Here is a 26,750-nt window from a genome sequence, read left to right on the forward strand (position 1 = left end):
GCCGGGACCTGCGGGAAGATCTGCCTCCGGGACCCATGCGCGGTACGGGCCAAGCTCCGCCATGGCCGCACCGATCCCGGCGCCGCCATGACGCGCGCACGGACTTGGATACCCGTGTGCGCCGGGGACGGCGCGGATGCCTGCCGCAGGGCGTCTGGGGGGCGCTCCGCCGCGCGGTGGCTCCGCGCCGGATGCCCCTGTCGCGATGTCCCTGTCCCGATGCGGCCGGACGGGCGCTCGGCCGGCTCCCGAGGCTGGCGGATCTCTGCGGCATTTGAGGTATTTCGATAGGCCATTAGCGGAACATTATCGGTGCGGAGCCTAGCGTGCGACGGACGTCAACTGCCGCAGGGGCCCCGCATGCCACCGAATTCCGAAGTCATTGCAATGGCGCGGCAGGTCTGTCCCGCCTGGGCCGCTGCCGGCGGCCGGGCCGCGCTTTCCGCACCCGGCGCCGGCTTCGCGGCGGCCGCGGCAGCGATCGCCGCGGGCAATCTCGTCCTGGGCTGGGGGCTTGGATGGACCGCCGCCATCCGGGTTTTCGAGGGCTTCCCGGCCATGGTGCCCGAGACGGCGGCCAGCCTGCTCTTCTCCGCGGCCGGGATCCTGCTTGCCGGGCAGCGGAAGACCGCGCCGCTCCTGATGGCCTGCATCTTCGCGATCCTCGTGATCGTCGCCAATGCCTTCGTCCGGCCGCTGATGGCCCGGGGGATGATCGCGGGCGACGCCATGTCGGTCGTCACCGCGCTGTCGCTGATCCTGATCGCCGCGGGGCTCGGCTGCCGCCTTGCCGCGGCCCGGCGGCGCGCGATGGCGACCCAGTGCTGCGCGACGGCCGGGTTCTGCCTGACGCTGGTCACGCTGACCGGCTACACCTTCGGGGCGGAGGCGCTGACCGGGGTGCCGGGCTTCACCGAAATCGCGCTGCACACCGCCGGCGCGCTCGCCCTGGTCTTCGCCGCGCTCCTGGCGCTCGACCGGGATGCGGGCTGGGTCGGCATCCTGACCGGACAGGGGAAGGGCAGCCAGGTGGTGCGCCGCATCTTCCCGCTGCTCCTGGTGCTGCAGTGGATCTCGGTTCTGGTCGCCTATCTGCTCGCCACCGGCGGCACGGTCACGGTCAATTTCGCCGTCGCCGCCTTCGCCTCGGCGATGGTCGTGACCATCGGCGCCGCCGGGCTGGTCCTGGCGCAGGTGGTCAACCGCTACGAGGAGCGCGCCCGCCGCTTCGAGGCCGAATTGCGGCGCAAGGTGCAGGCGGAGCACGAGCGCGAGCTGGCGCTCGGCAAGATCAAGGGGATGGAGGCGCTCGCCGCGCTGGTCGGCGGCGTCGCGCATGACTTCAACAACACGCTGGCCGTGATCCGCGGCAGCCTCGACCTGCTGGCGCTCGAAGAGGGCAGCGAGGCCGCGCGCGGCTATGTCGGCATGGCCCTGGCGGCGACCGAGCAGGGCGCCGGGCTGACCGGCCAGCTCCTGGCCTACGGGCGGCGATCCGTCCTGAACCCCAGGGCCTCGCAGCTGCGGCCGCTGGTCGAGGAGACGGTCGAGATGTTCGCGCGGGTGGCGCCTGCCGGGCTGGCGGTCGCCTCCCGTTCCGGCAAGTGCGACGCGGCGGTGGAGATCGACGGCGGCGCCTTCTGCCAGGCGCTCCTGAACCTGCTGGTGAATGCGCGCGACGCGACGGAGGGCAGCGGGCACGTCCTGCTGTGCTGCGCGCAGCGCCAGGTCGGTCCCGGCCTGGCCCGGCGCTTCAATGGCGGCGCGGGGATGGCGCCCGGGCGCTACCTTCTGGTGCGGGTCGCCGATGACGGCGCCGGGATGGATGCCGCGACGCTGGCGCGGGCGACCGAGCCGTTCTTCTCCACGAAGGAGCCGGGCAAGGGGACGGGGCTCGGGCTGGCCTCGGTCATCGGCTTCTGCAGCCAGTCGCGGGGCGGGCTCTGCATCACCTCGCGCCCCGGGCGCGGCACCGTGATGACCATGGCCTTTCCGGTGGCGGGCCGGTCCGCGGCCGCGCGGACCGTGCCCGGCGCGGAGGCGCGGGCAGCCACGGCGGAGGCGCTGCAGATCCTGCTGGTCGAGGACAATGCCGCGGTCGCCCGGCTGATGGCCGACGGGCTGTCCCGGGCGGGCCACCGGATCCGCAGGGTCGCCGATGCCGAAGCCGCGCTCGACGCGCTCGCGGAGGGCGACCTGCCGGACGTGCTGGTCACCGATGTCGGGCTGCCGGGTCCGCTGCAGGGCAGCGCGCTGGCCGCGCTGGTGGCGGAGCGCCATGCCTCGGTCGCGGTCGTCATCGCCTCGGGCATCCCGGATGACGCGGCGCGCAGCCTCGCCAGTTCCAGCGCGCCGGTCCTGCTGCAGAAGCCCGTCAGCCTCGACCGCCTCCATGCCGCCATCGCCGAGGCCCTGTCGCGCCGGGCGGCGCGGTCCGCTCTCCGGAGCCCGGCCCGGGGCGGGACGGCCCCCGCACCGCGCTAGCAGGGGTCCGCCGGCGGCCCGGCACTGTCCGGACCAACCGGGTGCTGCGGAGGTCGCGGGACTGCAGGGGCCGAGGACACGGGCGGGCGGCGTGTCGTGCCTGGCGGCCACATGGGGGCAAGAGGCGCGCAGCCAATGCCCGGGCGGCCCGGAGCACCGGAGCAATGCACATGACGTCCATGGCGATCCGGGAACAGCCGACGCCGGCGAAGCCGGTGCCGTACCGGTCCGGAGCTGTCCCGTGACCGGGTTGCCTGCGGGACCTGTGCCGGCAGCTGCCATATGGACGGGACCGGCGCCGCACTGCGCGAGGGGCGCCAGTCCCGGGAACTGCGACCGTCGCGCCCGGGGAACTCCCGGAGCCCCCTTGGGAAGAGGCTCTCCGTCCTGCGGCGTCGAAGACGCGGGCCCGGCAGGCGGGAGCGAAACATCCCTGGCGCCAGAGCAGGCGTCCGGAGTTTCCGGGCTGGCCGGGTCCCGTCCGCCAGACAGGCCGCGGGCAGCACGCGGGACGGTCTGCGAAGGATCGGGCCGGGCACGAGCATCCCCGCCTCAGCTCATATGCATGCCTCGACGTCCTGCGCGGCAGGCTGACCTGCGGAAGCTCGGTGACGGGCAGGACGGCCGGTTTGAGCGCTTTGGCCGCGCGGAACTCGCCGCGCATGACCGGACAGCTTGATGACGGCGCGTGCGCAAGGACAGGCATCAGCGCCGTGCCGGGACGGGCCATCTCCTCGAAGCTCGCTGCAATGTCGCGGGCGGTGGACAATCCCCGCGACGGCGGGCTGCAGACCATGGCCTGTGGCCAGTCAGGTGAACTGCGTGAACCGAGACGCTTGCCACGGATCGCCGGGCTCATCATTTCCTGCCGTGATACGCCGCCAGTCCCCGTTCCAGCGTCCTTCCTCACGCGCAATCCGGCCAGGGATCGCAGACGGGAGCAGAGGCAGTGGCCACGGGTGCCGGGGCTCTGCAGGCGGCTCTGCCGCCGACGGCAGCCATACGGGCTCCCGGAAAGATCGAGACAGGGTGCTGCAAAAGCCCGTGCGCCTTCAGAGACCGGGGCAGAAGTCGGAAAATCTGTCCCGGAGGCGGCTGGACTTGCCCTTCTCTGGGAACGGCTCTGGCGAGCAATGGAACATTGCCCTCCCTGGCGATGCCTCCGACCCTGTCCCGGCACCTTGCCAATATCCGGTCTTCTTGCGGCCTGCGCCGGAGACGCGCAGCAGCCGCATCCGCAAGCTGGGGGAGCTTGACTGAAGAGGCAGGGGAATACCGGCTATTGGCGGAGGACAGCCCTCGGCCAGTCTGGCCGCGAAGCGCATCTTGCGGTCCGGCCCCGGAGGCCCAGGAGGGGAGCGCGTGGCACCGGGCCGGGCGGCCCGCCTTCCGGCGGTGCCTTGATTTCCAGGGGGCCGGCTGTCCTGGCGGGCTGGGCAGGCGCCGCTAAGTGTCCGCGCGGACCGCGCGTGGCGGTCCGGACGACCGGTGCCCGCCGCGGCAGGCACCGGCCGCCGCGGGCTATTGCGCGGCCGGGTCCAGCGGCGGGGCAGCCTCGACGACGAGCGCGGCATCGGCGGCAAGCAGCAGCCGCTGCCCGACCAGCGCTTCGGCGGCCTCTGCGAGACGGGCCCGGTAGGCGCCGTCATCCGCGTAGCGGGCCGAGAGCGGCGCGCGGCTGTCCCGGGCGTCCTCCTGCACGGGAAACGGCACGAAGCTGCCCGTCAGGCTGCACAGGTCGCCTTCGGCGAAGCCCTCGCTGCGGAGGTTCCAGCCCATGTAGCTGCCGGTCGGCACGGCAACCCTCGGCAGCTTGACGCCCACCAGCGCGATGCCGTCGGAATCGAGCTCCGGCACCATCAGGTCATAGGCCGCGCCGGGCACCGGCGGGGTCGAGCCGTGATCCATGACGTTCAGCGGGTTCGGCTGCGGCGCCGGCCGGGTGCCGTCGATCTGCGGCATCTGCTGGCCGGCCGGCGAGACCAGCCCCGTGCCGCCGAGACCCGGGAAGACGCTGTCGGGCGGCGCGGTCCCCTCGGCCACCCAGTCCTCCAGCGCGACTTCCAGCGCGCGCAGGACCGGGGCCGCGCTGAGCGGGTTCTTCATGTAGTCGCAGGTCGCCACCTCGGCGGGGGACCCGCCCCAGCTGTTGAAATGCGGCGCGCCCGCCAGGTAGTAGAGCCGCACCGTGTCCGGCATGTCCAGCGGCGTCCCGTCCGGCGCGGTCGAGACCAGCGAGGAGCGGCCCTGCCAGAACTCGGTATCGGTGTCGGTATGCATCAGCTTCGGGCAGGTCTCCGTGGCCTGGCACTTGTCGAGGATGCTGCCGGTCCGGCCGGTCAGCGGATCGGTCGTTTCGGCATAGGTGAAGGGGAACTGGTCGCCCGGATAGTCGTGGTCCTCGTGCTGGCGCGAATAGCGCCCGGCCAGCGCGAAGGGATAGTTGGTGTAGGTCTTGCGCGACCCGGCGATATGCGCGATCGCGCCGTCGAAGACCCGCGCGCCGGTCCCGTCCGCGTTGAACCCCTGGTAGATCAGGTCGCGCATGAACCGTCCGGACTGCGAGATGCCGATGCCCAGCGTGTGCTCGACCGGCCCGAGCGGCGATGCCGCGTCATGGCCGCCGGAGCCGCGCAGGAAGGAGACGATATCGGCCGTCGCGACAAAGCCGAGCCCGGCCGGAACGGCGCCCGTTGCCGGATAGACGAAGTCGTAGATCGCGCCGCCGTCATAGCCCGCGGGGCGGCTGATCTCGATCGCCGTCCCGTCGACATAGCGGAAGCTCAGCCCCTCGGGCGTCTCCCTGGGCGCATCCGGCGTGGCGCGCACCGTCAGGACGGCCTTCGCGGGGTCCATGTCCGCGGGCGGATAGGTCAGCGTCATGGTGCCTGACGGCTCGGCATCGTCGAACACCGCCTGCTCGCGCGAGAGGCCGGTGACGCCCTCCGCCACGGGCAGGTCGAGATTGAGGAGCTCCTCGCCCAGATGCGTCTGCCAGCCGCTCCAGACCAGGACATGCCCGCGGTTCATCAGGAATCCGTCGCCCGGCTTGCCGATGTCGAACCCGGATCCGGCCGGGGACAGGTTCAGCCCCTGGAAGGACAGGTTCCGGCCGCGGTTCACCACTTCGTAGAAGAGCATGCCCGACCCGGTTCCGGTGGGCCGCAGGATCGCGACCTCGGACCGGAATTCGACCAGCCCGTCGTCATTCACCGGCACCTTGCCGATATCGGCGATCCCGGCGGCCCGGTCCGAGCCGGGGTCGATCGCGATGGTCGCTATGGCGTCGATCCGCTCGTAGCTGCCGGCCGTCCCGAAGACCTGGCCATCGAAGGCCGGTCCGGCGGCCAGGATCTCGAACTCCGTGACCTTCGCAGAGGCGAGGCCCGGCGCGAGCGCAAGCAGGGCGGTTCCCGCGAGCAGTGCAGGTCGTATCATGATGTCTCCTCCTTCGTGATGGCCGGCGGGCCTGAGCCCGGGCCAAGGACTGGCCGTGCCTTGACTTGGACACCGGGGATCTGGGGGCGCGCCTTGTCTCCTGCCGCTCCGGGATGGCGCGGTCCGTCCTCCGCGTCTTTCCCTGTCCTTGATCCGCGGATCTGCATCCGGCCGCCCTCACGCTAGCGTGACCATGTTTTCTGCGTCAACCTTTTTGTATACAGAAGACAGAAGATTGCATTTCCAGCGGCCGGCACCCTTGGTCAGGCGGCCGAGGCGCTCCGGGGCAGTCCAGGCGCCGGGTTGCGGCGGTCCCCCCGGCCGGTCACGCGCTTCCGAAGACGCTGCCCCCCGGAGATGACCGGATGTGCCAGGCGCCCGGCAAGACGGCTCCCCCTAGGGGCGGACGCCCGCCGGACCGGAGCCGCGGTCACGGTTTCGGCAGCACATGACGGGCCGGGAGGTGCCCGGACGGGCAGGGCTCCGGATGCGGGGACCGCCGCGGCCGGGCGAGGCGGGCGCCACCCGGCGACGGGTCCGGCGCCCGCCGCCGGATGCGGGACAGCCCATGACGCGCGTGCCGGGGGACCGTCCGCCTGCGGCGATGCCCGCGGCAGGCACGAAGGCCCTCCATCAGTGGCAGCGAGCCGGCGTCCGCGGGACAGGCCGGTGGCGGCAGCCCCGCCTGCGGCCGCTTTCGGCCCGAGCGCAACCGCCCCGCCAGCCCCTGCAGGCAGGGCCCGTCCGCGGCCCGAGCCTCCGTGCGGCGGCCGGTCCGCAGCTTATTTTCGGGAATCCATGATCGGACGTTGCGGCAGGGGGAGGCCGTGTCTACTAATTTACCACATTACACCGCCACACCCATGGTCCCGGCCCGGCTGCGCCCCGGTCCTTTCTGCCCGGCGGCCATGAAGGACAATTCCGTCAGGGGGGACGATGACTGCCATGGAACGGACGTCCGGAGCCCTGCGCGGTCTCCGGACATGGTCTCTCGCATTCGCGGCAGCCTGCGCTGCGGTGGCGCTGCTCGACCTGGCAGCCGGCTGGGGGTTGGGCGTCGATTTCTTCGTGCGGCTGCGGCCGGGCTATCCGGCGATGGTGCCCGGCACGGCGTTCTGCCTGCTCATGGGAAGTGCCGGAACCGCGGCCACGGCGCTCGGGCGGCCGGGCTGGCTGCGGACTGCCTGCGGGGCGGCGATCCCCGCCGTGGTGCTCGCGACCTATGTGGTGCCGGCCTTCGATCTCGGCCCGGACGCGATGTCGATCGGCACGGCGATCGCCTGCCTGTCGGTGGCGGCCTGCCTGCTCTCGGGGCTGCTGCCGCGCCGGGGCGACCGGGTGCTGCTCGCGGCCGGAACCTTCGGGCTGAGCATCGCCGCGATCCCGCTGCTGGGCTACGTCTTCAATGCCGAGGCGCTGTTCTCGAACCCGGTCTATACCGAGATGGCGCTGCATACGGCGGCCGGTTTCACGTTGCTCCTGCTGGCGCTGCTGCTCTTGGTGCCGGAGACCGGCTGGATGCGCGTCGCCACCGCGCCGGAGCGGGGCAGCCAGATGTTCCGCCGCCTGCTGCCCGTGGTGATCTTCGGCCCGGTCGTGCTCACCGCGCTGACCCTGGCGGCCTCGCGGCGGGATCTGCTGTCGCCCGATCTGCGGGCCGCGGTGCTGACCTATGCGATGATCGCGGTCACCGGCAGCGCGGCGATGTACTTCGCCCATCTGGCAAATCTTTCCGAGCGGCGGGCGGCGGAGGCCGAGCGCCAGCGGCTGGAGAGCGAGCGGACCCGGCAGGCGGTGGAGCTGGCGATGGAGCGCGGCCAGCGGGTGGAATCGCTGGGCCGCCTGGTCGGCGGGGTCGCGCATGACTTCAACAACACGCTGGCGGTCATCGTCGGCAATCTCGAGCTGCTGCAGAACGACCGGACCGCCGGCGCCCGCGACGGCTATGTCCGCGAGGCGCTCGGCGCCGCCGACCAGGCGGCGACGCTCACCGGGCAGCTCTTGTCCTATGGCCGCAAGTCGCGGCTCGAGCCGGCGCCGGCGCAGATCGACGGGCTCGTCCATGAGGCGCTTGAGATGTTCCGGCGGCTCTGTCCGGCCGGCATCTCGGTCACCGTCCGGCTGGCCGCGCCGCAGGCGGTGGCCGAGCTCGACGCCACCGGGTTCCGCCAGGCGCTGCTGAACCTGCTGATCAACGCCCGCGACGCCCAGCCCGAGGGCGGCCACATCGAGATCGCCACCTCGATCGAGCAGCGCGGACAGGACACGGTGGCGGGCTTCTCCTCGCCCGAGGCGCTCTGGCCGGGCCGGTTCGCGCTGGTGACGGTGACCGATGCCGGGCCGGGGATGGACCCGCGGGTGCTGGCCATGGCGACCGATCCGTTCTTCACCACCAAGCCGGTGGGCGAGGGCACCGGGCTGGGGCTGTCGGTGGCCTCGGGCTTCTGCCGGCAGTCCGGCGGCGGGCTGACGCTGGAGAATTCCGCGGGTGGCGGCCTGTCGGCGCGGATGGCGGTTCCGCTGGTCCGGGCGGCGGCGGAGGCCGGGCCTGCGGTTCCCGGCGCGGCGCGGGTCCTGCATGCGCCGGGGCGGCGGATCCTGATCGTGGAGGACGACCCGAAGGTGCGCCAGGTCATGGCGCGGCGGCTGGAGCTCGACGGGCATGCGGTGGAGACCTGCGCCACGGCGGCAGAGGCGCTGGCGCTTTTCGCCACGGGCTACCGGCCGGATCTGGCGATCACCGACCTGGCCATGCCGGGCGCGATGCAGGGGGGCGCGCTGTCGCGCTGGATCCGCACGGAGCATCCGGAGGTGCCGGTGGTGCTGATGTCGGGCTACGAGTCCCCGCGCGAGGCGAGCGACCGGCAGGGCAGCGGCGAGCGCTTCCTGCAGAAGCCGGTCAACTGGCAGGTGCTGCGCGAGGTCGTGGCCTCGATCCCGCCCCCCGACCGCGGTCCCAGCTGAGCCGGGCCGGGCGCGTTTCCGGGGAGGCCCTTGCCGTCGGCGACCGGCTTGCCCGGGACCCCGGCGCGGCTGCCTGCCCGTCCCGCGCAGTGCATCTCGGCAGCGGGCGCGAAGCGGCGCAGGGATGGAAGGCTCCGGCCGCTCCCGCTTCACCCTCGCGGGCAGGATCCCGGGGCGGGATGCGGCCTGCCACGATCAGGTGGTCCGGCTTCAATCTCGGTGCATGACGGGCTCTTGCGCTACGGTCCGGATGGCGGGCGGTGCTGAGCGGGAGGGCGGAGCCGGCCATTGCCTGACCTCCGGTGCCGGTGGCCGGCTGGGGCCCTGTCGTGCGGATGGATCAGGGGTTCGCGTCGTGAAGCCATGTAGTCGGCAGATGGCATGAGCAGGCCCCCGAAGGCGGTGTGCAAGACCGCAACGGGCCCTCGCATGATCAGGCGCCGCGGCAGCGAGGGGCTCTGCCGGTCTGGTTCGGTCCGCCGGAGCAGCGGGCCGCGGTGCTGCCCGCGTGGCATGGCCGCCAGCAAGACGCTGCAATCCGGCCCCGCCACACCCTCGAGGTCCTCCTTGGCCTGCCGTTCCGCCAGGGGGAGCCAGTGAGGCGTCATTGCTGCGCGCCCGCTGGCGAACGGGTTCATGGGGGTCTGGCTTTTCCGAAGCGTCGCGCCGCCAGAGTGGGCCGGGACCCTGTCGCCGGTGGCGCCGCGAAAGCCGGACGGACATCGGGCGTCGCCATCCCGGATCGCGGCACTGCGCATCGACAGCACCGGCATCAAGGGCGAAGGCGCGTAGCACAGTCGCCAGCATGCGGTCTCGAACTGCCGCGTTCGCGGATCCGCCCAGAGCGGTGGCGCGGCTTGCTCATTGTGCTGGTTCCGCCTCGGAATTGACGAGGCGCGAGGTGGATCAGGAAACCGTCCGGGGGACGCTTTCCCCGGCGGACATGGACATCCGCGCGGCCGAAGGCACCTAGGGCAATGCCGGTGACGCGCCGATGATGCCCGGGCTGCGCGCCAAGATCCCGGCGGACGAGGAGCGCGCGACCGTCAGTGCCGACAGTGCCCGTGACCGGCGTGCCCGCGACGCAGCCGCGGCTCCTCGGGCGAAAGGCACCCCGGATCTGTCGCTGGGCTTCCTCGCTTCCGGCCCGCCGGAACGCGAGGCCATCGAAGCCGGACACGGCCGGGGCGCGGGCGCGCAACGGCATCTCGCGGGCACCGTGGCGAAACCGGAGCGGCAGCCACCGCCGGAGCAGGGTCGAAACGAAGATGAACGGCATGAAGCCGCGCCCAGCGGCTGATGCCACGCGACGCCGACGGCCGGGTTGCCGAGCTCCGGATCCAGGTGGCGATCCTGCCCCGCTTCGCGGCCCTCGGCCTCCGGGGACAGGGGGCCGGCAGCCCTCGGCTGATTTGCGCAGCAGGGCGCAGAGACGGGCAAGCTTGGTCACATGCGGTGCTGTGCAGCACAGGCCGTCAGAGGCGCAATCCAGTCGAGAGCGCAGCGGCGCTCCGGCAGATGACGGGACGTTTTCACAGGGGCGGCCGATGGCCCAGGCGGCGCCTTCGATCGGGGTGGCGCAGTCGTGGTGCCATCCGTGGCGCGCGGTGTCGGTTGGCGGAAGGTCTTGCAGGCGACCGTCGATTTCGGCGCCGCTCCGCGGATCCCGATCTGCGGGCCGCGCATCCGGACCGGCGCCGGACGGGGCGGCTGCCCGGAGGGGCCGCCGCCCGGATTTTCAGGGTCAAGAGGCGCCATCCTGCAGTCGCCTCCCTCGGGACCCTAGACCGCGGCGGACCGGCCGGCCCGCCGCGGTCAGGGTGGCTAGGGAAGGGCGTAGGCAAGGATGTAGTCGCCGGGCTTGGTGCCGATGGACCCGTGCCCCCCGGCGACGATCACGACATACTGCTTGCCGCCAACCTCGTAGGTCATTGGCGTCGACTGGCCGCCCGCCGGCAGCCTCGCCTCCCAGAGCTGGGTGCCGTCGGTGAGGTTGTAGGCCCGCAGGTAGTCGTCGACAGACGCTGCCAGGAAGGCGACGCCGCCGCGCGTGATGATCGGTCCCCCGATGCCCGGCACGCCGAGGCGCACCTTCAGCGGCAGGGGCGTCATGTCGCGCACGGTTCCGTTCCTGTGCTTCCAGGCCACCTGCTCGGTCGTCAGGTCCGCGCCCGCCACAAAGCCCCAGGGCGGCGCGAGGCAGGGCACGCCGATCGGGCTCAGGAACGGTCCCATCACCACGCCGTAGGGGGCGCCGTCATTGCGGTTCAGCCCCTGCTCGCTCGCGGTGGTCGCGGCATCCTTGGGCGGGATCTCGGATGCGGGCACCAGGCGCGAGGTGAAGGGCAGGTAGGTCGGCATGCCGAACAGGACCTGGCGTTCGGGGTCGACGGCGACCGAGCCCCAGTTGAACACGCCGAAATTGCCCGGATAGACGATGGTCCCCTCGAGCGACGGCGGCGTGTACTGCCCCTCGTAATTCAGCTTGTGCAGCTGGATCCGGCACCACATCTGGTCGAACATGGTAACCCCCCACATGTCCCGTCCGGTCATCGGATCGGGGCGGAAGGTCAGCGCGGAGATCGGCTGCGTCGGCGCGGTGAAGTCCTCGGGAATGGCGCCTCCGGGCGCGGGCAGTTCCTCGCGCGGGGTCAGAGGCTCCCCGGTCCTGCGGTCCAGCACCCAGATATCGCCCTGTTTCGTCGGGCCGACGAGCGCGGGAACGGACTGCCCGTCCCGGGTCAGGTCGATCAGCACCGGCTGCGCGGGGACATCCATGTCCCACAGGTCGTGATGGACGGTCTGCCGCACCCACTGCTTTGCGCCGGTCGCGATGTCGAGCGCGACGATCGACGAGGAGTGCTCTTCCACCGCCGGGCTGCGGCCCATGCCGAGCTGGTCGGGAACCCGGTTGCCCATCGGGATGAAGACGAAGCCGAGCTCCTCGTCGACGGAGAAGACCGACCAGCTGTTCGGAGAATTGGTCGTGTAGGTCTCGCCCCCTGCGATGTCGATCGGCGCGGTGACGTCGGGATTGCCGCTGTCCCAGTTCCACAGCAGCTCGCCGGTATCGATGTCGAAGGCGCGGATGACGCCCGACTGCTCCTGCGTCGAGAAGTTGTCATTGACGGCGCCGCCGATGATCAGGCGGCCGTCGACCGCGACCGGCGGCGAGGTGGAGTAGTAGTAGCCTGCCGGGTTGTACTCCATCCCCTGCTCCAGATGCAGGGTGCCGTTATCCGCGAAGAAGCTGCAGACCTCTCCGGTATCGGCGTTCAGCGCGATCAGCCGCGCGTCGGCGGTCGGCAGGTAGACCCGGCGCGGGCATTCCTCGGCGGCGGCCGCGCGGAACGCGGCCTCGGGGTCCTGCGTGTCCGCGTCCTGCGCCTGCGGGGCCTCCCACCAGGTCACGCCGCGGCAGGTCTGGTGCTGGCGGTCGGGGTTGAGCCCGGAATTCGCGTCGAAGCGCCAGTTCTCCTCGCCGGTCGCGGCATCGAGCGAAATCGCGAGGTTGTGCGGCGTGCAGACATAGAGGCTGTCGCCGATCTTGACCGGCGTGACCTGGTAGGTCGTCTCGCCGACATCATCGGGGCCCTTCACGTCGCCGGTCTGGTAGGTCCAGGCGGTCTCCAGCCCGGTGACATTTTCCGGCGTGATCTGGTCGAGCGGCGACCAGCGCTGGCCGAAATGCGTCCGCCCGTACTGGTGCCATTCGCCGTCCCCGGCCTCGTTCCCGGTATTGGGCGGCACGTTCACGCGGTCCTGCGGAAGCTCGCCCCGGATGGCGCTCGGGTCCTGGAACATCGAGACCACGGCGACGAGGACGGACAGGGCGGCCGCGATCATCAGCGGCAGGCCCGAGGACATCCCGCGGCCCGCGCCGGCAAGCGGGGCCCGCACGGCGGGCAGGCACAGGACCAGCGCGACCAGCACGATGATCCCGCCGCGCGGCGCAAGCTGCCACCAGTCGAGGCCGACCTCCCAGACCGCCCAGCCGAGCGTGATCACGGTCAGCGCCGCATAGAGCGGCAGCGCGAGGGGATTGCGGCGGAACAGCAGCCATGCCGTGGCCAGCATGGCGAGGCCGGCAAACAGGTAGTAGAAGCTTCCTCCCAGCAGCGCGAGCTGCCCGCCGCCGACGGCAAGCACCGCGCCGAGCAGTGCCAGAATGAGCGACAGAATTCGATTCAGCATCAGATCTTCTCCAGACAAGTCGTTGGCGAAGCCATGTCTTGCGCAGGTCCGCATCGGCCTGCTGGCTGGCTCTGGCGGAGAGGGCGCGCGGAAGCGGCGATGTCCCTCGGACCAATTGTGCCTCGCGGGCGTTCAAAATTACAATGATTTTATTCACTATTTTTCTATCCCGCATAGAACATTCCGGATGAAACTTGCATGACACCCGGCCCGACGATGCGGATTGCGCCCATGATCCGCAGGCGTCGCGGCCCCGGGGGACCGGCGCGCGGATCCACTGCATGCCGCCGCCTCTCGCCGATGCGCCGGGCGGGCCGGGGCGTCCCGGGCGGCTAGCGGGCCGGGGCGGTCTTCTCCTGGGGCTCACGCATATCCGCGATCCCGGAACGGCAGGAACTCCACGAGGTCCGCGGGGCCCAGCCGGCGCGCAGCCGCCGGAATGAGCAGCAGGCCGTCCGACTCCGCCAGCGGCCGCACCCGTCCCGGAAAGGTCGCCCGGTCGGTGCTGACCAGCGCCCTGCCGCTCGGGGCGTATCCCACCAGGCGGGCGGGGCGCAGCTCCGCGGGACCGGGCTCGCGCAGGATTTCGCCCACTGGCGAGACCACCATCTTGTGCATCCGCGCCGTCCGGCCCTGCAGCCCCGCGACGATGGCCCGCCCGAACAGGTGCCATCCGGCAAAGGCCGCCAGCGGACTGCCCGGGAGGCCGAGCCAGATCGCGCCCTCGATCATGCCCAGCGAGACCGCTCCGCCCGGAGCCATCGCCACGCCGGCGAAGTGCAGCGTGCCGCCGAGTGCCTCCACGGCGGCGCGCAGCCCGGCGCCCGCGCCGACGGAGAGGCCGCCGGTCGTGACCAGAAGGTCGGCCTGCCCGGCAAGGCGCGCCAGCGCCGTGCGGATGCCGTGCGGGTCGCCTGCGGTCCGTTCGGCCGCCGCGAGCGCGGTGTCGGGGCGGTCCATCAGCGCCCGCAGCATCGGGCCGTTCACGTCTGTGACCCCGGCGGGACCGGGCGGATCGCCGGGATCGAGCAGCCCGTCTCCGGTCACGAGAAGCGCGGCGCGCACCTTGCGGCGCACGGTGACCAGATCCGCCCCGGCCGCCGCCGCAAGCGCCACGTCGCGCCGCCCGAGGCAGCGCCCGGCGCGCAGGACGGGATCCCCGGCGGCCAGGTCCTCCCCCGCCTGCCGGATGTTCTCCGACGGCATCGGGCAGCGCGAGAAATGCGCCAGCGCGTCCAGCCGCGTCACCTCCTCGCCTGCCAGGATCGCGGTCGCGCCTTGCGGCACCGGCGCGCCGGAGGCGATGCCGACGGCATATCCGGGGCGCAGCGGCGGCGGCACCGACCCGGCCGCGACCGATCCCGCCACTGGCAGGCGCCAGGGTCCCGGCCCGGCGAGGTCCCTGAGGCGCAGCGCATAGCCGTCCACGGCAGAACAGGGCAGAAGCGGGACATTCGCGCGCGAGAGAACCGGTGCCGCAAGGTGGCGGCCGACGGCGCTCCCGGCCGCGATCTCCTCGGTGTCCCCGAGCGCCGCGGCAAGGCTTGCACAGGCCGCGAGCGCCTCGTCGAGCGGCAGGGGCGCGTGCCGGGCGCCGTTCAGGGCGCCACCGCCGCGTTCCGGATAGAGGATATGAACGGCCATCGGACCTCCCCATGCCACGGGCCTGCATGCTGCATCCTGCACGTTGCAGCGGGTCCGGGCAATCTTGCATATGCCGCCGGGGGGCGCAGCTTGCCACGCCCGCCTTTCCCCGCGGCGCGCGCGACGGTTCCCCGGGTCCGGCCGACCCGTCCGCCGGTACGGGACGGCGACGCTCTGCGCTCCCGGTGCCAGCGGACCATCGCGATGTCCCGGATCTGTCCCCGAACACGCCTGCCTGATGCAGCGGCGCCCTGGAGGCGAGCAGGACCGTCGCGGTTCACGGGATCCGCGGCCGGTCCCTGCCGGTGAAACCGGCCGAAGGCGGTGCGGCGCCCGCCACGGGGCTGCGTGGTTCGCCGCGCCCGTCCTGTCCCCGCCAGACCCGGTGGAAATTCCGCCGATCCGCCGCAGCGGTGATCCGGGCCCCTCCCGCGGGGCAGGGCTTCCTCCGCGGCCGGTCCCGGGCCGGAGCATTCCGGCAGGGCGCCCCGTCCCGGCCTCCGCACGGCTTGCCGCGGCAGGGTATCCTGAACGTCGGCGGCCATGCGCGGGATCGGGCCCGCAGAGCTTCCATGACCCCCGGGGCGTTTCCCGGACGGGACCATGCGCTCCGGGCCTCCGTCATCGCGAAGGACACGCCGCCGGAACGGAGGGCGGGGCCGGATGTCCCGCCTGGCGGATCTGCCATCCCCGGAGGCCGGGCCCGCGTTGAAGGGGCGGCACTGGCGCGTCTTCCGCGCACCGGTCCCGGGCTAGCCCAGGCTCTGCCGGGCAAGGGCGCCGATGATGTCGCTGCGGGTGACGATGCCGGCGATCCGGCCGCGGTCCAGCACCGGCACCGCATCCACCGCGCCATCGGCCATCATCGGCAGCAGGGCCGCGACCGGTGTCGATGCGACCGCGCGCGGGCCGGCCACGCTCATCACGTCCGCCGCGCGGAGCGGCTGGCCCCGGCCGGTCAGCCGGCGCATCCCGGCGGCGAAGTCGCGGCCCAGGCGGAACGCGTCCTCGCTCGCGCGCTCGATCAGGTGGTACTGGAAGATCACCCCGAAATAGCGCCCCCCTTCGCCGGTCACCGGCAGCGAGGCGAAGCGGTGGCGGCGGAAGAGCGCCGCAACCTCGGCCAGGGGCGTCTCCGCCGCGACGGTGACGAGGTCGCGGGACATGATGTCGGCCGCGGTTGCCGCCCCCTGGCGATGCGCGGCCGCCTGCAGCTCTGCCGCGCCGATCAGCCGTGCCAGATCCGCGGTGCCGAGATTGAACGACTGCCGGTAGCGGTCGAGGATCCCGGCCAGCTCCGCTTCGGACAGGCCGGGCCGGGGGTCTCTGGCGGAGCCCGCGTCCGGCGGCCGGGGCGGGGCATCGAACTGCCGGAACGGATAGTGCCGTCCGGTCGCCCGGGCGTAGAGAACGGCGATGCAGACCAGCAGGACCGTGCCGAGGGTGACGGGTGCGAGGACGAAGCGGAAGCCGAGATCGGCGATGGCGTCGGGGCTCATCGCGGCGGTCATGGCGACGGCGCCTGCGGGCGGATGGACGGCGCGGCAGAGCATCATCGCGGCAATGGCGAGACCGACCGCAAGGGCGATCCGCAGGACGGGATCGTCGACGGCCAGGCAGACCGCGACACCGGCCGTGGCGGCGACGGCATTGCCGACGATGGCGGACCATGGCTGCGCCAGCGGGCTGTTCGGCACGGCGAAAAGCAGGACCGAGGTCGCGCCGAAAGGCGCGATCAGATACAGCCCCAGGCGGCTGTCCACAGCGGGGCCGAGCACGAAGAGCCCGGCGATCCCCAGCCCGGCCAGGGCTCCGGCGCCGGCGCGCAGCGCCTCGGCCGGAGAACTGCGGGTGACGGCCGGGCCGAGGGATCTGAGGAAGGGAGGCATGGCGGGACCCCTGTTTGCACAGCGCCCAAAGTTTCACCACATGGCGCCGGGGACAACCCCGATCCGCAGCCCGTTCAGGCCGCCGGAAGCACGCGCCGCCGCCCCGCCGCCATCCGGGGCCCGCATCCCGGGCGCCGCCGCCATCCGCGGGACCAGCTCTGCGCAGCCCGGGCGGAGCTTCCGTCCCGTCTCTTCCGCAGGCTGCCCGCAGGCAGGGGGGCACAGGGCATCGCGTTCCGCCCGATCGCGCCTGTCCCGGCCGATGCCGAGCGCCCGTTCCTGACCGCGCGGGTCCGGGCCGTCGTCCGTCATCTCCGATATCGCGGCAAATGCCCGGGCGGTGCGCGGACCGCAGAACGCCTCCGCGTCTGCGGCCGTGCCGGCCGGCCCCTTTCGCAGGCTGCCAGCCACGACGTGCCGGGTCCCGGAGCGCCGCACCCCCGCATGCGGCTGCCTGGGGTATCCGGCGAGACGCGACCCGCCGTCCCAGTGGGGCGGTACGGTTCCGCGCAGCTCGCCGAGGAGCATCGGATCGCAGCCGTGACGCCCCGCCTCGGCATAGTCGGCCAGCCATGACCTTGCCACCGGATCCCGGACTGGACGTTGCCGGTCTCTCGGGACCAAGGGATCGCATATGAGCCAGTTGCCCCGCCGCCACTTCGCCACCGGTTCCGGGAGCAGGCCGCCGCCCGGCTTACCGAGCCGGGTGCCGCGCGAGCCAGCGTCGCCCGGGAGCTTGGCGTAGCGCCGTCGCAGCTGAGTGGCTGGCAGATGGAGCGTGCTGCCGAAGGCTCTGCCGGGAGCGATCCATCGCCAGCAGGCCGCGGAATCGGCGCCTGTGGGCCGCGGTGGAGCTGATGCGCTGCGCATCGGCTTTCCTCGCGCAATAAGCGACGAAAGGTTGAACGCGAAGCCGGAATTCGCCGCCGCCGCGCCGTCACGCACACTATCCGCCTCATCTGCCGGTTGCTTGCGGCCAGCCCTGGCAGGCTGCTTAAAATGGAATCCATGGCCTCGTCGTGGAGGAATTCGTTCCTGATCCGGTCAGATGATTTCTTCAGGGATGGGCAAGTCCAGCCGTTTTCGGGACGATTGCTCCCGTCTTGCCCCAGCTCCTCGGCCAAACGGACTTTTTCAGCATCCTGCGAGCTGGGTCCATTCGTGGCACACCGGACGGCCATCGACAGCCTCCTGCCCGGGATGCCTGCGGCCCGCGAGAGCCGCCACCGGCGCTGCGGGGCGCCACGCAGCCACGCCGAGCTTCGCGATCAGGGCATCCGGGGTGCAGAGCGGACGGTGGCCAAGCTGGGAAAGGGGCCGATATCCGCCCGCCACAGCGCGGGCGGCGCGTCCCGCGGACAACCGATTGCCGGCACAGTCCGGGAAAGGGGCGGGCAGGGAGGCGGGCGAATGGCGGGGTCCGGCCCGCAGACGAAAGCGATGGCAGCGGATGGCCGGTCTCTTCCGGCGGCCTGGCCCTCGCGCTTCGGCCCGGCCGTCCAAAAGGCATTCCAGGCCGGGGGCGATTGCGACGCGCGGCGCCTGGCCATTTCCGGCCGTCTGTCGCGGCCGTGTCCTTCGGCTGCAAGGCCCACGCCGCGGCCTCGCCGGGGCGATCGGTGCAGCGCGGCCGATGACGCGGAGCGGAGCCGGGACGGGCCCTGGCCGTACCAGCGCGAACAGGCGCGGGAGAACGCGGTCTGGTCGGAATAGCCCAGCTCCTCGGCGATTTCGGCGAGGCTGTGCGCGCTGCGGGTCAGCAGCGACAGGCCGTGGGAGCGGCGGCATTCCTCCAGGAGCCCGTGGAAGGAGCTGCCCTCGAGCGCCAGCTTGCGGCGCAGGCTGCGCTCGGAAAAGCCGAGCTCGGCGGCAATCGAGGCCTGGCCGAGCGCGCCGCGTCCCATCTGGCGGAACAGGCATTCCCGCACCAGGTCTCCGACCGGCTGGCCCTTGCGATGCGCCAGGAGCTGGCCCCTGAGCGCGCGGCAGCGCTCGGGATAGGCCGCGCCGGAGGCTGCTGCAGGGGAGGCCACCGGCGTCGCCGAGAGAAAGCGCGCCGGAAAGGCGAGGAAGTTTTCCTTCTGGTCGAAGAGCGGCATGTTCGACAGATGCCCGGCCGCGGCCGTGGCGGCGCGGTCGGCCGCGCCCTCGAACCCGGCCCGGCGGAGCGCGCCGCGCGGCATGCCGTAGCGCTGGCAGATGGCCTGGAACAGCGACAGCGTCAGCTCGGCATCGGCCCGCCGCGGCCAGATGTCCGGATCGAGGATGCGGTAGCCCAGATAGGCCTCGTCCTCGTCCGCCCGCAGCGTCACCGCGGTATCGCTCTGGAGCAGCGGGAATCCCTGTTCGAGCTGGCGGAGCGCCTGGCCCAGCGTCGGCGCGCGGCAGCTCCATCCGGCCGGTCAGCCGGGGGCGGCGCTGTGCCTGTGCTGCATGCCGCAACTTTGCGGTCCCCGCGCGGCGGTGGCGGATCGCGGCCCCGGCTGTGGGGAGCAGCCCGCATCCCCCAGGCCCGCTCCTGCCCGGCAGTCCCGGCGGGCGGGCGGACACTGCCGGCGCCCCGGGAGGGCCGGGAACCTGTCAGGGTCACCCGGGCCATTGGAACTGCGTCCCCCCGCGAAGCCGCCCTGGCCGGGGCAGGCGCCCGCTCCGGAGGACGCGTCCGGAGCGGGTATGTCCCCCGGCTAGAACCGGTAGGACAGGGTCAGGGAACCGGCATGGGTGACCGTTTCGGAGCCGAAGGAGCCGCCGTATTCCGCACGCAGATCCATCCGCCCGCTGTCGAAGAGCTGCACCCCCGCCCGCAGGCGGAACGCCGCGTCGTCCAGCGGCAGCTCCGCGTCGATGCCGCTGCCGCCCGGCGCGCCCTGCAGATGCGCCTCGCCGCTCCAGTCGTCGTTGCTGCGCAGCGCGACGCCGCCCGAGACATAGCTGCGCAGGATCATCCCCTGGCGGAGCTCGCTGCGCGCGCCGATCTCCACGGCCGGGGTCAGGATCGCCGTCTTGTAGGTGCTCTTGTCATAGTCCAGCCCGAGCGCGCCCAGCCCGTCCTCGCTGAAGGAGCCGGTCTCGGCCCGCAGCCCGTCGAGGGTCAGCGACGGCCGCAGGTAGCCCGCCTCGCTGCCGACCGTGTAGGCGGCGCGCAGGCGCATCCCCCAGGAGCTGCTGTCGGCCGTGCCCTCGCCGGTGCCGCCAAAGCTGCCCAGGGCGGCGCGGCGGCTGAGGTCGTCCTCGGCGCGGCTGCCGAAGACCGCCCCGGCAAAGAGCCAGGGGCCGGTCTGGTACTTCAGCGTCAGCGCGGCCGAGACCGCATGGCCCTCGGCGCTGACCCCGTCCGAGCCGTCCATCGAGGTGTCGCGGTAGCCGATCACCCCGCCCAGGAACAGGTCCGGCGAGATTTCGGTCTGGCCGCCGAGCTGCAGGCCGTGGTCGTCGAAATCGGCGCTGCCGGCATCGGCGGCCGCGTCCCTGTCGGTGCGCGACGCGGTGAAGCGGCCATAGACGCAGGAGCCTTCTGCCAGGAAGCTGCCGGTCTCGAAGACCGGGCAGCTCATGGCCGCGTCGGCGATATCCGTCGCCTCTGCCGCGCGCTGCGACAGGAGCGTCATCGCCGAGCGCGGGCCGAGCTCGGACATCGCGGTGCCGAAGGCGGCGGCATCGGCCGCCGCGGTCTGGTCGAGCTCGGCGAAGAAGGCGGAATAGCCGGTATCGCCCTGGTCGAACAGGGTCTCCAGCTCGCGCGCCGCCGCGGCGCTGCTGCCGGAGAGGCCGAATTCCGCGCGGTCGAAATCGCGCCCGGCGACGGAGAGCATCTGCACCCCGTCCTGCGGTTCGAGCGAGAAGTCGAAGAGCGCGGTGCCGCCTGCCTGAAGCGTGCCGGTGGTGCTGCCCTCCACCGAGAGGACCGGCACCGCCATCTGCGGGATGATCCCGGCAAGCCGCGGCACGACCGTTCCGTCGAGCGTGGCGTCGCCGGTGATCGCGAAGCTTCCGGCCTGGCCGGCGGCGAAATCGACCACCGGGGCGAGGATGCCGCTGCCGGTCTGGACCAGATGGCCGTCGATCACCGTCGGGCTGCCCGGCAGCGCCACCAGCGTGCCGGCATTGGTCAGCGTGCCCGCCGCTGCCGCCGGAGCGACGGCCGCAGCGGAGGTGGCCGGGTTGCCCGTGATCGTTCCGCCGCCGAGCGAGGCGCTGCCGGCGATGGAGCCCTGGTTGGTCACGTTCAGGACGCCGCCGCCGGTCTGACGGATCGCCTGTCCCGACAGCGCGGTGACAGAGGAGCCCGCATTGACGGTCAGGACGTTGGTCGAGCTGCCGTCGAGCACCAGGATGCCGACCCCGTCCTCGCCTGCGCCGCCGGTGACGGAGGCCGGGTCATCGGCGCTGCCGACCGTGACCAGGACGTTGCCCGTGCCGGTCGGGCCCGCGCTCTGCGCGACGATGCCCGCCGACGAGGTGCCGGTCGCGGCGATGTCGCCGGTGGTGGTGACGGTGACGATGCCGCCGGAGCCGGTCTCGCCGCCGGCTGTGCCGGTCGTGCCGAGAAAGAGCGAGCCGTTGCGATAGGCCGCGATGCCGCCGCCGCCGCCGACCGACTGGGCCAGGATCCCGAAGGCGCCGTCGCCCGCGACCGAGATGTCGGCCGCCGTGGTCACCGTGACGGCCTTGCCCATGCCCTCGCCGCCGCCGCTGCTGTAGCCGTACTGGTCGAGGATGTCCGAGACCTTGTCGGCCTTGGCGAAATAGGTGGTGACGATCCCGCCGCCGCCGCCCACCGACTGCGCGACGATGCCGTGCCCGGCCTTGCCCGTGGTGGCGATGGTGCTGCCCTCGGGCAGCGCGACGTCGACCGTGCCGCCGTCGCCGCCGCCCGAGCCGCCGAGATGCAGCGCGGTCAGGATATGCCCGTTCGAGGCCGAGAGCAGGCCGCCGCCGCCGCCGATCGACTGCGCCAGCAGGCCGAAGGAGCCGGTCCCGGTGGTATAGAGCGCCAGCGGCGTGTCCGCGGTCAGCCCGGTCGTGTCGATCGCGCCGCCATTGCCGGACGAGAGGCTCTGGTTGCCCATCTGGACCCTGGCGCTCGGATTGATGTCGTTGTCCTCGTTCTCCACGTCGACCGAGCCGCCGCGGGCCATGAGCCCGCCGCCGCCGCCCACCGACTGGAGCGCGACGGCATGGGCCTGGCCGCCCTGGGTCAGCACGGTCTGCGTCCCCGACAGCGTGTCGGCAGAGGACAGGGACACGCTTCCGCCGTTCCCGGCGCTGCCATTCGCGCTGACAGAGGTCAGGTTGGCGCCGAGGACCAGGCTGGGCGGAGCGTAGTCGTTGTCGGGATCCTGCTCGTCGGCGGTCTCGCCGCCGGGCAGCACGGAGTTGTCGCCGCCCGTGCCGCCGCCGCCGCCGATCGACTGGGCGAGGATGCCTATGGCGCCGAAGCCGCCCGCCTCGCCCTCCTGTCCGGTGACGATGGTCCCGCTGCCCAGGCCGATCTCGACCGTGCCGCCATTGGAGCCTGCGCCGCCCGCGCCGGTGAAGCCCAGCGTGAAGTCCGCCTTGACCGTCCAGCTCTTGAAGAACGAGCGCAGCGTGTTGGGATCGGCCTCGGCCACGGCGGTCCCGCCGGTGCCGCCGCCGCCGCCGATCGACTGGGCCTTCAGCCCGTAGGCCAGGTCGCCCTGGGTGACGATGGTGCCCTGCTGGGTGACATCGACCGTTCCGCCGGTGCCGCCCGAGCCGCCGGTGCCGCCGACCATCAGCGTCGCGCCGATCTGCAGGTTGCCGCCCTTGGTGGCCGTCGAGCCGCCATCGGTCTCGGCCAGGACCAGCGCGCTGGACGACCCGGCCACGGTCTGGTCGTAGATCTCGTTGAAGATGTCGAGGAAGTCCTCGGCCTCCTCGTCGGAGGGGGCATCGGACGCGCCCGCCGCGCCGCCAATGCCGCCGCCGCCGCCGATCGACTGGGCGAGGATGCCGGTCGATCCGGCCCCCGCGGTGACGATGGTGCCGGCGTGATCGACCGTCACCGTGCCCGCATTGCCGCCGGTCCCGCCGATGGCGCCGACCTTCAGGCTGAGATCGCTCTTGATCGAATTGTCGATCGAACGGTCCTCGGTGACCGGCGTGTTGATCTTCTTGTCGAGCCCGCCGATCAGCGTCACGCCGCTGCCCGAGGCGATGCCGCCGCCGCCGCCGATCGACTGGACGACGAGGCCGCGGGAATTGGCCCCTGCCGTCTCGATCAGCCCGTTGGCCTGGGTCGTGGCGCGTGCCGCCTGGCCGGTGCCGCCAGTGCCGCCCTGGCTGCCCAGCGTCATCTGCATCTGGGTCTTGGCGCCGCTGAAATAGGTGCTCGAGGAGGTCGAGCCGACCCCGGCATTGCCGCCGCCGCCGCCGATCGACTGCACGACGACCGCATTGGCCAGGTTGCCCAGGGTGGAGATCCGGCTGGTTGCGGTGTCCGCGTCGCCCAGCGAGAAGGCGGCGCTGCCGCCCGCGCCGCCGCCGCAGGTCTCGTCGCCGCTGGCACTGCTGCAATTGCCGCCGACCGCGAGCGAGAAGTTCATGTTGTTGGGCGCGGGCGTGCCGGGAATGCGCTTGGCGCCGAAGCCGACCGAGGCATAGGCCGCGGAGGAATCGCCGCCATTGCCGCCGCCGCCGCCGATCGACTGGATCAGGACCGCCTGGCTGCCGGCGCCCTCGGTCTCGACCGAGCTGCCGCCCTTGACCGTGGCGCTGGCGCTGTCGCTGGAGTCATCCGAGGCGAGCGCGGCGCCGCCATTGCCGCCCGAGCCGCCGATCGCGGCATCGATGGTGAAGGTCGGCGTGCTCTGCGCCCCGGCTTCCGAGCCGAAGGGGATGGACGCGGCCAGGGCGAAGGCCGAGGCGCCGCCGCCCGAGCCGCCGCCGCCGCCGATCGACTGCACCAGCAGGCCGTGGCTGTCGATGTCCTCGGCGCTGCTGCCGGTCGTGGCCACGCGGCTGCCGCCGTCGAGGGTCACTTCGGCCGTGTGGCCCGCGCCGCCATTGCCGCCCGAGCCGCCGATGGCCGCCGCCTCGGAGAAGGCCACGCCGCCGGAGGTCGCGATCGCCGCGCCGCCGACCCCGCCGCCGCCGCCGACCGACTGGACGACCACGCCGTTCGCGCCCCCGCCCGAGGTCGTCACGCCGATCGCGGTCAGCATCGCCGTGGCGCGTCCGCCCGCGCCGCCGTCGCCGCCATCGCCGCCGATGGCCAGCGCTTCGCCGACCCCGCCATCCTGGGAATTGCCGCCCGCACCGCCGCCGCCGCCGACCGATTGCAGCACCAGCCCGTGCGCCAGCTTCCCGGAGGTCTGCACCTTGGCACCGGCGTCATAGCTGCCGTTCAGTTCGGCGGTCACGTGGCCGCCGCCGCCGCCGGCCCCGCCATCGCCGCCGTCGGAGGCGAAGACGCCGCTGCCGGTGCCGCCGATCCCGCCGCCGCCGCCGACCGACTGGGCGACGATTGCGAAGGAGGACTCGCCCTCGGTGACGATGCTGCCGAAGTTGTAGACGTCGACCCGGCCCGCATCGGTGGCCGGCACGCCGTCGCCGCCGCTGGAGCCGAAGAGCGCATAGTCGCCGCGCCCGCCGGCCCCGCCGCCGCCTGCGATGGACTGCGCCAGGATGCCCTGGGAATTCTCGCCGGTGGTGGTGATCCGCCCGGCGGCATTCTGGGTGACGTTGATCGCCCCGACGCCGCCGCCCTTGGCGCCGGTGCCGCCCTCGGAGGTGATCAGCCCCGAGGCGTCGGCGCCGTTGCCGCCCAATCCGCCGATGCCCTGGGCCAGGACGCCGCGGGATTCCAGCCCCGAGGTCGTCACCTCGCCAGTGGTGTAGACCGTGATCGTGCCGCTTGCGCCGCCTTCCCCGCCCGCCCCGGCATGCGCCTCGCCGAGGCCGCCGCTGGCGAAGCTCGAGTCGCCGCCGGTCCCGCCGATGCTCTGCGCCAGGATGCCGTCGGCGCTGGCGCCCACGGTCGCGATCCGGGTGCCGGTGCGCGTGTCGATCGAGATGTTGCCGCCCGTGCCGCCCTTGCCGCCATCCGGCGTCTCGGCATCCGAGATGTCGGTCTGCTCGCCGCCACCGCCGCCGCCTTGGCCGCCGGTCGTTCTGGCGACGATCCCGTGCGACTCTTCCCCCTGGGTGCCGACATCCAGCCCCGCCAGCAGGGTGAAGCTGACCGAGCCGCCATTGCCGCCGGCCCCGGCCGCGCCGGGATGCCCTGAGGAGAGGTCGTCGACATCGCCGCCATCGCCGCCGGTGCCGCCGGTGGAGACCAGCGACATCCCGACCGAGCTGTCGCCCTGGGTGGTGACCGACAGCGCGCCCGAATTCTGCAGGTTCAGGTTCCCGCCGGTGCCGCCGGTGCCGCCGGCGCCGGCATCGGGGCTGATGCTGAAGGCGCCGCCGTCATAGGCGCCGTTCCCGCCGGTTCCCGCCTGGGACGTCACGGAGATGCCCGGCGCGCTGCCGCCGGTGGTGGAGACCGTGCTGCCCGGGCCGCCGTCGCCCTGGGTGAATCTCAGGGCGACCTTGCCCATCGAGCCGCCGCTGCCGCCGGCGACCCTGCTTTCGCCCTCCTTGCCGTTGCCGCCCGCGCCGCCCTTCTGGCGGACCAGGATCCCGGCCGTGGCTTCGGCATCGGCCGCAATCGTGCTGTCCTCGATCCCGAGATTGACGTCCTGCGCGCCGCTGCCATTGCCGCTGGGATAATCCTCCTGGCCGTCGCCGCCGGGCTCTTCGCGCTGGTTCAGCACCAGCGCGCCGCCGCCGCCGGAATGGCTTGCCCCCGCGGCCGCCGTGACGCTCACATTGGCCCGGGTCAGCGTGATGTCCTGCGCCCCGGCCTGGCTTGCATTGCCGTTGGCGTTTTGCTCGCTCGGGGTGATGCCATGCAGGGCACGGCTTTCGACATAGACGCCGAACAGACCGGCATCGACCTGGGACGCCCCGACGGACAGCGTGACATCGGTATCGCTCAGCTCCGCCGTCACCCCCTCCATTTGAACTTCGCCGTAGCGGTCCTGGTGGTTGTAGAGCCCCAGCGCGCTGAACCCGAAATCGTCGGTGACCGTCAACGCCAGCCCGTCCCCCGCCGAGAGCGCGGCGCTGGAGGTCGAAAGCGTCAGGCTGCGCGCGTTCCAGCCCTCGACATTCTGGTAGAGCGCGCTCCAGATCCCCATCGACGCCGAGGACGTGACGGAGCGGCTGAACGTCTTGTTTGCATCGGTATAGTCGGCAGGCGCCTGGTAGACATCTGCGGCTGCGGTGCCGGCGAGAGTGGACAGGACGGCGAGAGGCGCAATCAGCGGGAATTGAGACATGAAGAGTGTAAGTCTTTCAGACTGAATGGAATATGGAAATTCAAGGCAAGGTTGGATGATTTGTAAAATAGTTAATTTAATATTAATCTATAAAGCAACAACTTCCTGCTGCGTCACTTTCTGCCCCGGCGGCAGGAATGCCGTCCCGCGCGCCACGGCGCCGGGGCAGGGATGGGCGGCGCTGCCCGGGCCGGCCATGCCTGCCGCTCCGGAGCGAGGCCTCATGGACATTCCGCGGCCGGCAGAGCCCGCGCCCCGGGTTGCGGGCAGGCCGGCAGTGCGGGCCCGTCCCGGACCTTTGGCCGCCCATGGCGATCAAGGCAAGAAGGCTGCGCGAGGCTGCGCTGCCCGGAAGACAGCCGTGCCGCTGCCTGCCGGAGGGGCCTCGTCCCGTCGTTCGCCGGATCGGCAGAGAACGGCGGGCTGCGCCGGTGCGGGCGGCCGGACCCGGGCTCCGGCGGCACGAGCGAGCTCGCCCCGGGACGGCAATGGCCATGCAGCCATGGCGGTGCTCCTGTCGCGGCGGGACGAATTGTCGGCGCAGCTCGCAGCTCGCCTTGCCGCTGGACGTGTGGAAAACCGCGATGGTCCTGGCGTCGGGCGGCCTGACCGGCCCCCGCTTGCGGCCGCATCCCGGGTCGAGCCTCCGCGAAGGCCGGATGCGGTGGAGGCAGCCTTCAGGGCAGCTCCGCGGCACGGGGCCGGGCGGTCTCGTGCGGCCGGTGTCTTCGGGCGCGGCCCCGACCCCGCGATGGCACCGGCCACCCGGACGGGATGGTCCTTGCCGATG

General features: G+C 72.5%; 10 protein-coding genes. 4 read left to right on the plus strand and 6 right to left on the minus strand.

The features are described from left to right. Window positions 1–360 precede the first annotated feature (360 nt). Window positions 361–2,484 (plus strand): response regulator, encoded by a 2,124-nt coding sequence (locus FGX59_RS06380; protein WP_138465688.1) that lies wholly within the window; start codon window positions 361–363, stop codon window positions 2,482–2,484. 1,521 nt (window positions 2,485–4,005) lie between these two features. Here the strand turns inward: FGX59_RS06380 and FGX59_RS06385 are convergent. Further along, window positions 4,006–5,922, minus strand: coding sequence for an alpha/beta hydrolase domain-containing protein (locus FGX59_RS06385; protein WP_138465689.1), 1,917 nt, complete (start codon window positions 5,920–5,922; stop codon window positions 4,006–4,008). Window positions 5,923–6,939: 1,017 nt separating this feature from the next. Here FGX59_RS06385 and FGX59_RS06390 point away from each other — a divergent pair. Then, window positions 6,940–8,886, plus strand: a complete 1,947-nt coding sequence (locus tag FGX59_RS06390) for a response regulator (RefSeq protein WP_171060535.1) — start codon at window positions 6,940–6,942, stop codon at window positions 8,884–8,886. Between the two features lie 994 nt (window positions 8,887–9,880). Further along, entirely contained in the window at window positions 9,881–10,186 is a 306-nt protein-coding gene (locus tag FGX59_RS06395) for a hypothetical protein (RefSeq protein ID WP_138465691.1), read from the plus strand. Window positions 10,187–10,710: 524 nt separating this feature from the next. Here the strand turns inward: FGX59_RS06395 and FGX59_RS06400 are convergent. From FGX59_RS06400 to FGX59_RS06410, 3 genes are all read right to left on the minus strand, one after another. Further along, the gene (locus tag FGX59_RS06400) at window positions 10,711–13,080 is read right to left on the minus strand and encodes a glucose/quinate/shikimate family membrane-bound PQQ-dependent dehydrogenase (protein ID WP_138465692.1); all 2,370 of its coding nucleotides are present in this window, start codon (window positions 13,078–13,080) and stop codon (window positions 10,711–10,713) included. Window positions 13,081–13,443: 363 nt separating this feature from the next. Next, window positions 13,444–14,724 (minus strand): molybdopterin molybdotransferase MoeA, encoded by a 1,281-nt coding sequence (locus FGX59_RS06405; RefSeq protein WP_171060536.1) that lies wholly within the window; start codon window positions 14,722–14,724, stop codon window positions 13,444–13,446. Window positions 14,725–15,476: 752 nt separating this feature from the next. Next, complete coding sequence (locus FGX59_RS06410) at window positions 15,477–16,613, minus strand: HPP family protein (protein ID WP_138465694.1); 1,137 nt, start codon at window positions 16,611–16,613, stop codon at window positions 15,477–15,479. Between the two features lie 603 nt (window positions 16,614–17,216). Between FGX59_RS06410 and FGX59_RS39595 the strand changes: the two genes are divergently transcribed. Further along, entirely contained in the window at window positions 17,217–17,471 is a 255-nt protein-coding gene (locus FGX59_RS39595) for a transposase (protein ID WP_171060537.1), read from the plus strand. 410 nt (window positions 17,472–17,881) lie between these two features. Here the strand turns inward: FGX59_RS39595 and FGX59_RS06420 are convergent, their stop codons facing one another. Together FGX59_RS06420 and FGX59_RS06425 are read right to left on the minus strand one after the other, a co-directional pair. After that, window positions 17,882–18,985, minus strand: coding sequence for an AraC family transcriptional regulator (locus FGX59_RS06420; RefSeq protein WP_255471546.1), 1,104 nt, complete (start codon window positions 18,983–18,985; stop codon window positions 17,882–17,884). 312 nt (window positions 18,986–19,297) lie between these two features. After that, window positions 19,298–25,960 (minus strand): autotransporter outer membrane beta-barrel domain-containing protein, encoded by a 6,663-nt coding sequence (locus tag FGX59_RS06425; protein ID WP_138465696.1) that lies wholly within the window; start codon window positions 25,958–25,960, stop codon window positions 19,298–19,300. Between the last annotated feature and the right edge of the window lie 790 nt (window positions 25,961–26,750).

It is taken from the genome of Poseidonocella sp. HB161398 (assembly GCF_005870025.1).
GTDB lineage: Bacteria > Pseudomonadota > Alphaproteobacteria > Rhodobacterales > Rhodobacteraceae > Mangrovicoccus.

Coding starts and splice junctions, on each gene's coding strand:
- FGX59_RS06410 (WP_138465694.1), bottom strand. CDS start 16,613: ATGCCTCCCTTCCTCAGATCCCTCGGCCCGGCCGTCACCCGCAGTTCT.
- FGX59_RS06385 (WP_138465689.1), bottom strand. CDS start 5,922: ATGATACGACCTGCACTGCTCGCGGGAACCGCCCTGCTTGCGCTCGCG.
- FGX59_RS06380 (WP_138465688.1), top strand. CDS start 361: ATGCCACCGAATTCCGAAGTCATTGCAATGGCGCGGCAGGTCTGTCCC.
- FGX59_RS06400 (WP_138465692.1), bottom strand. CDS start 13,080: ATGCTGAATCGAATTCTGTCGCTCATTCTGGCACTGCTCGGCGCGGTG.
- FGX59_RS06425 (WP_138465696.1), bottom strand. CDS start 25,960: ATGTCTCAATTCCCGCTGATTGCGCCTCTCGCCGTCCTGTCCACTCTC.
- FGX59_RS06395 (WP_138465691.1), top strand. CDS start 9,881: ATGATGCCCGGGCTGCGCGCCAAGATCCCGGCGGACGAGGAGCGCGCG.
- FGX59_RS06405 (WP_171060536.1), bottom strand. CDS start 14,724: ATGGCCGTTCATATCCTCTATCCGGAACGCGGCGGTGGCGCCCTGAAC.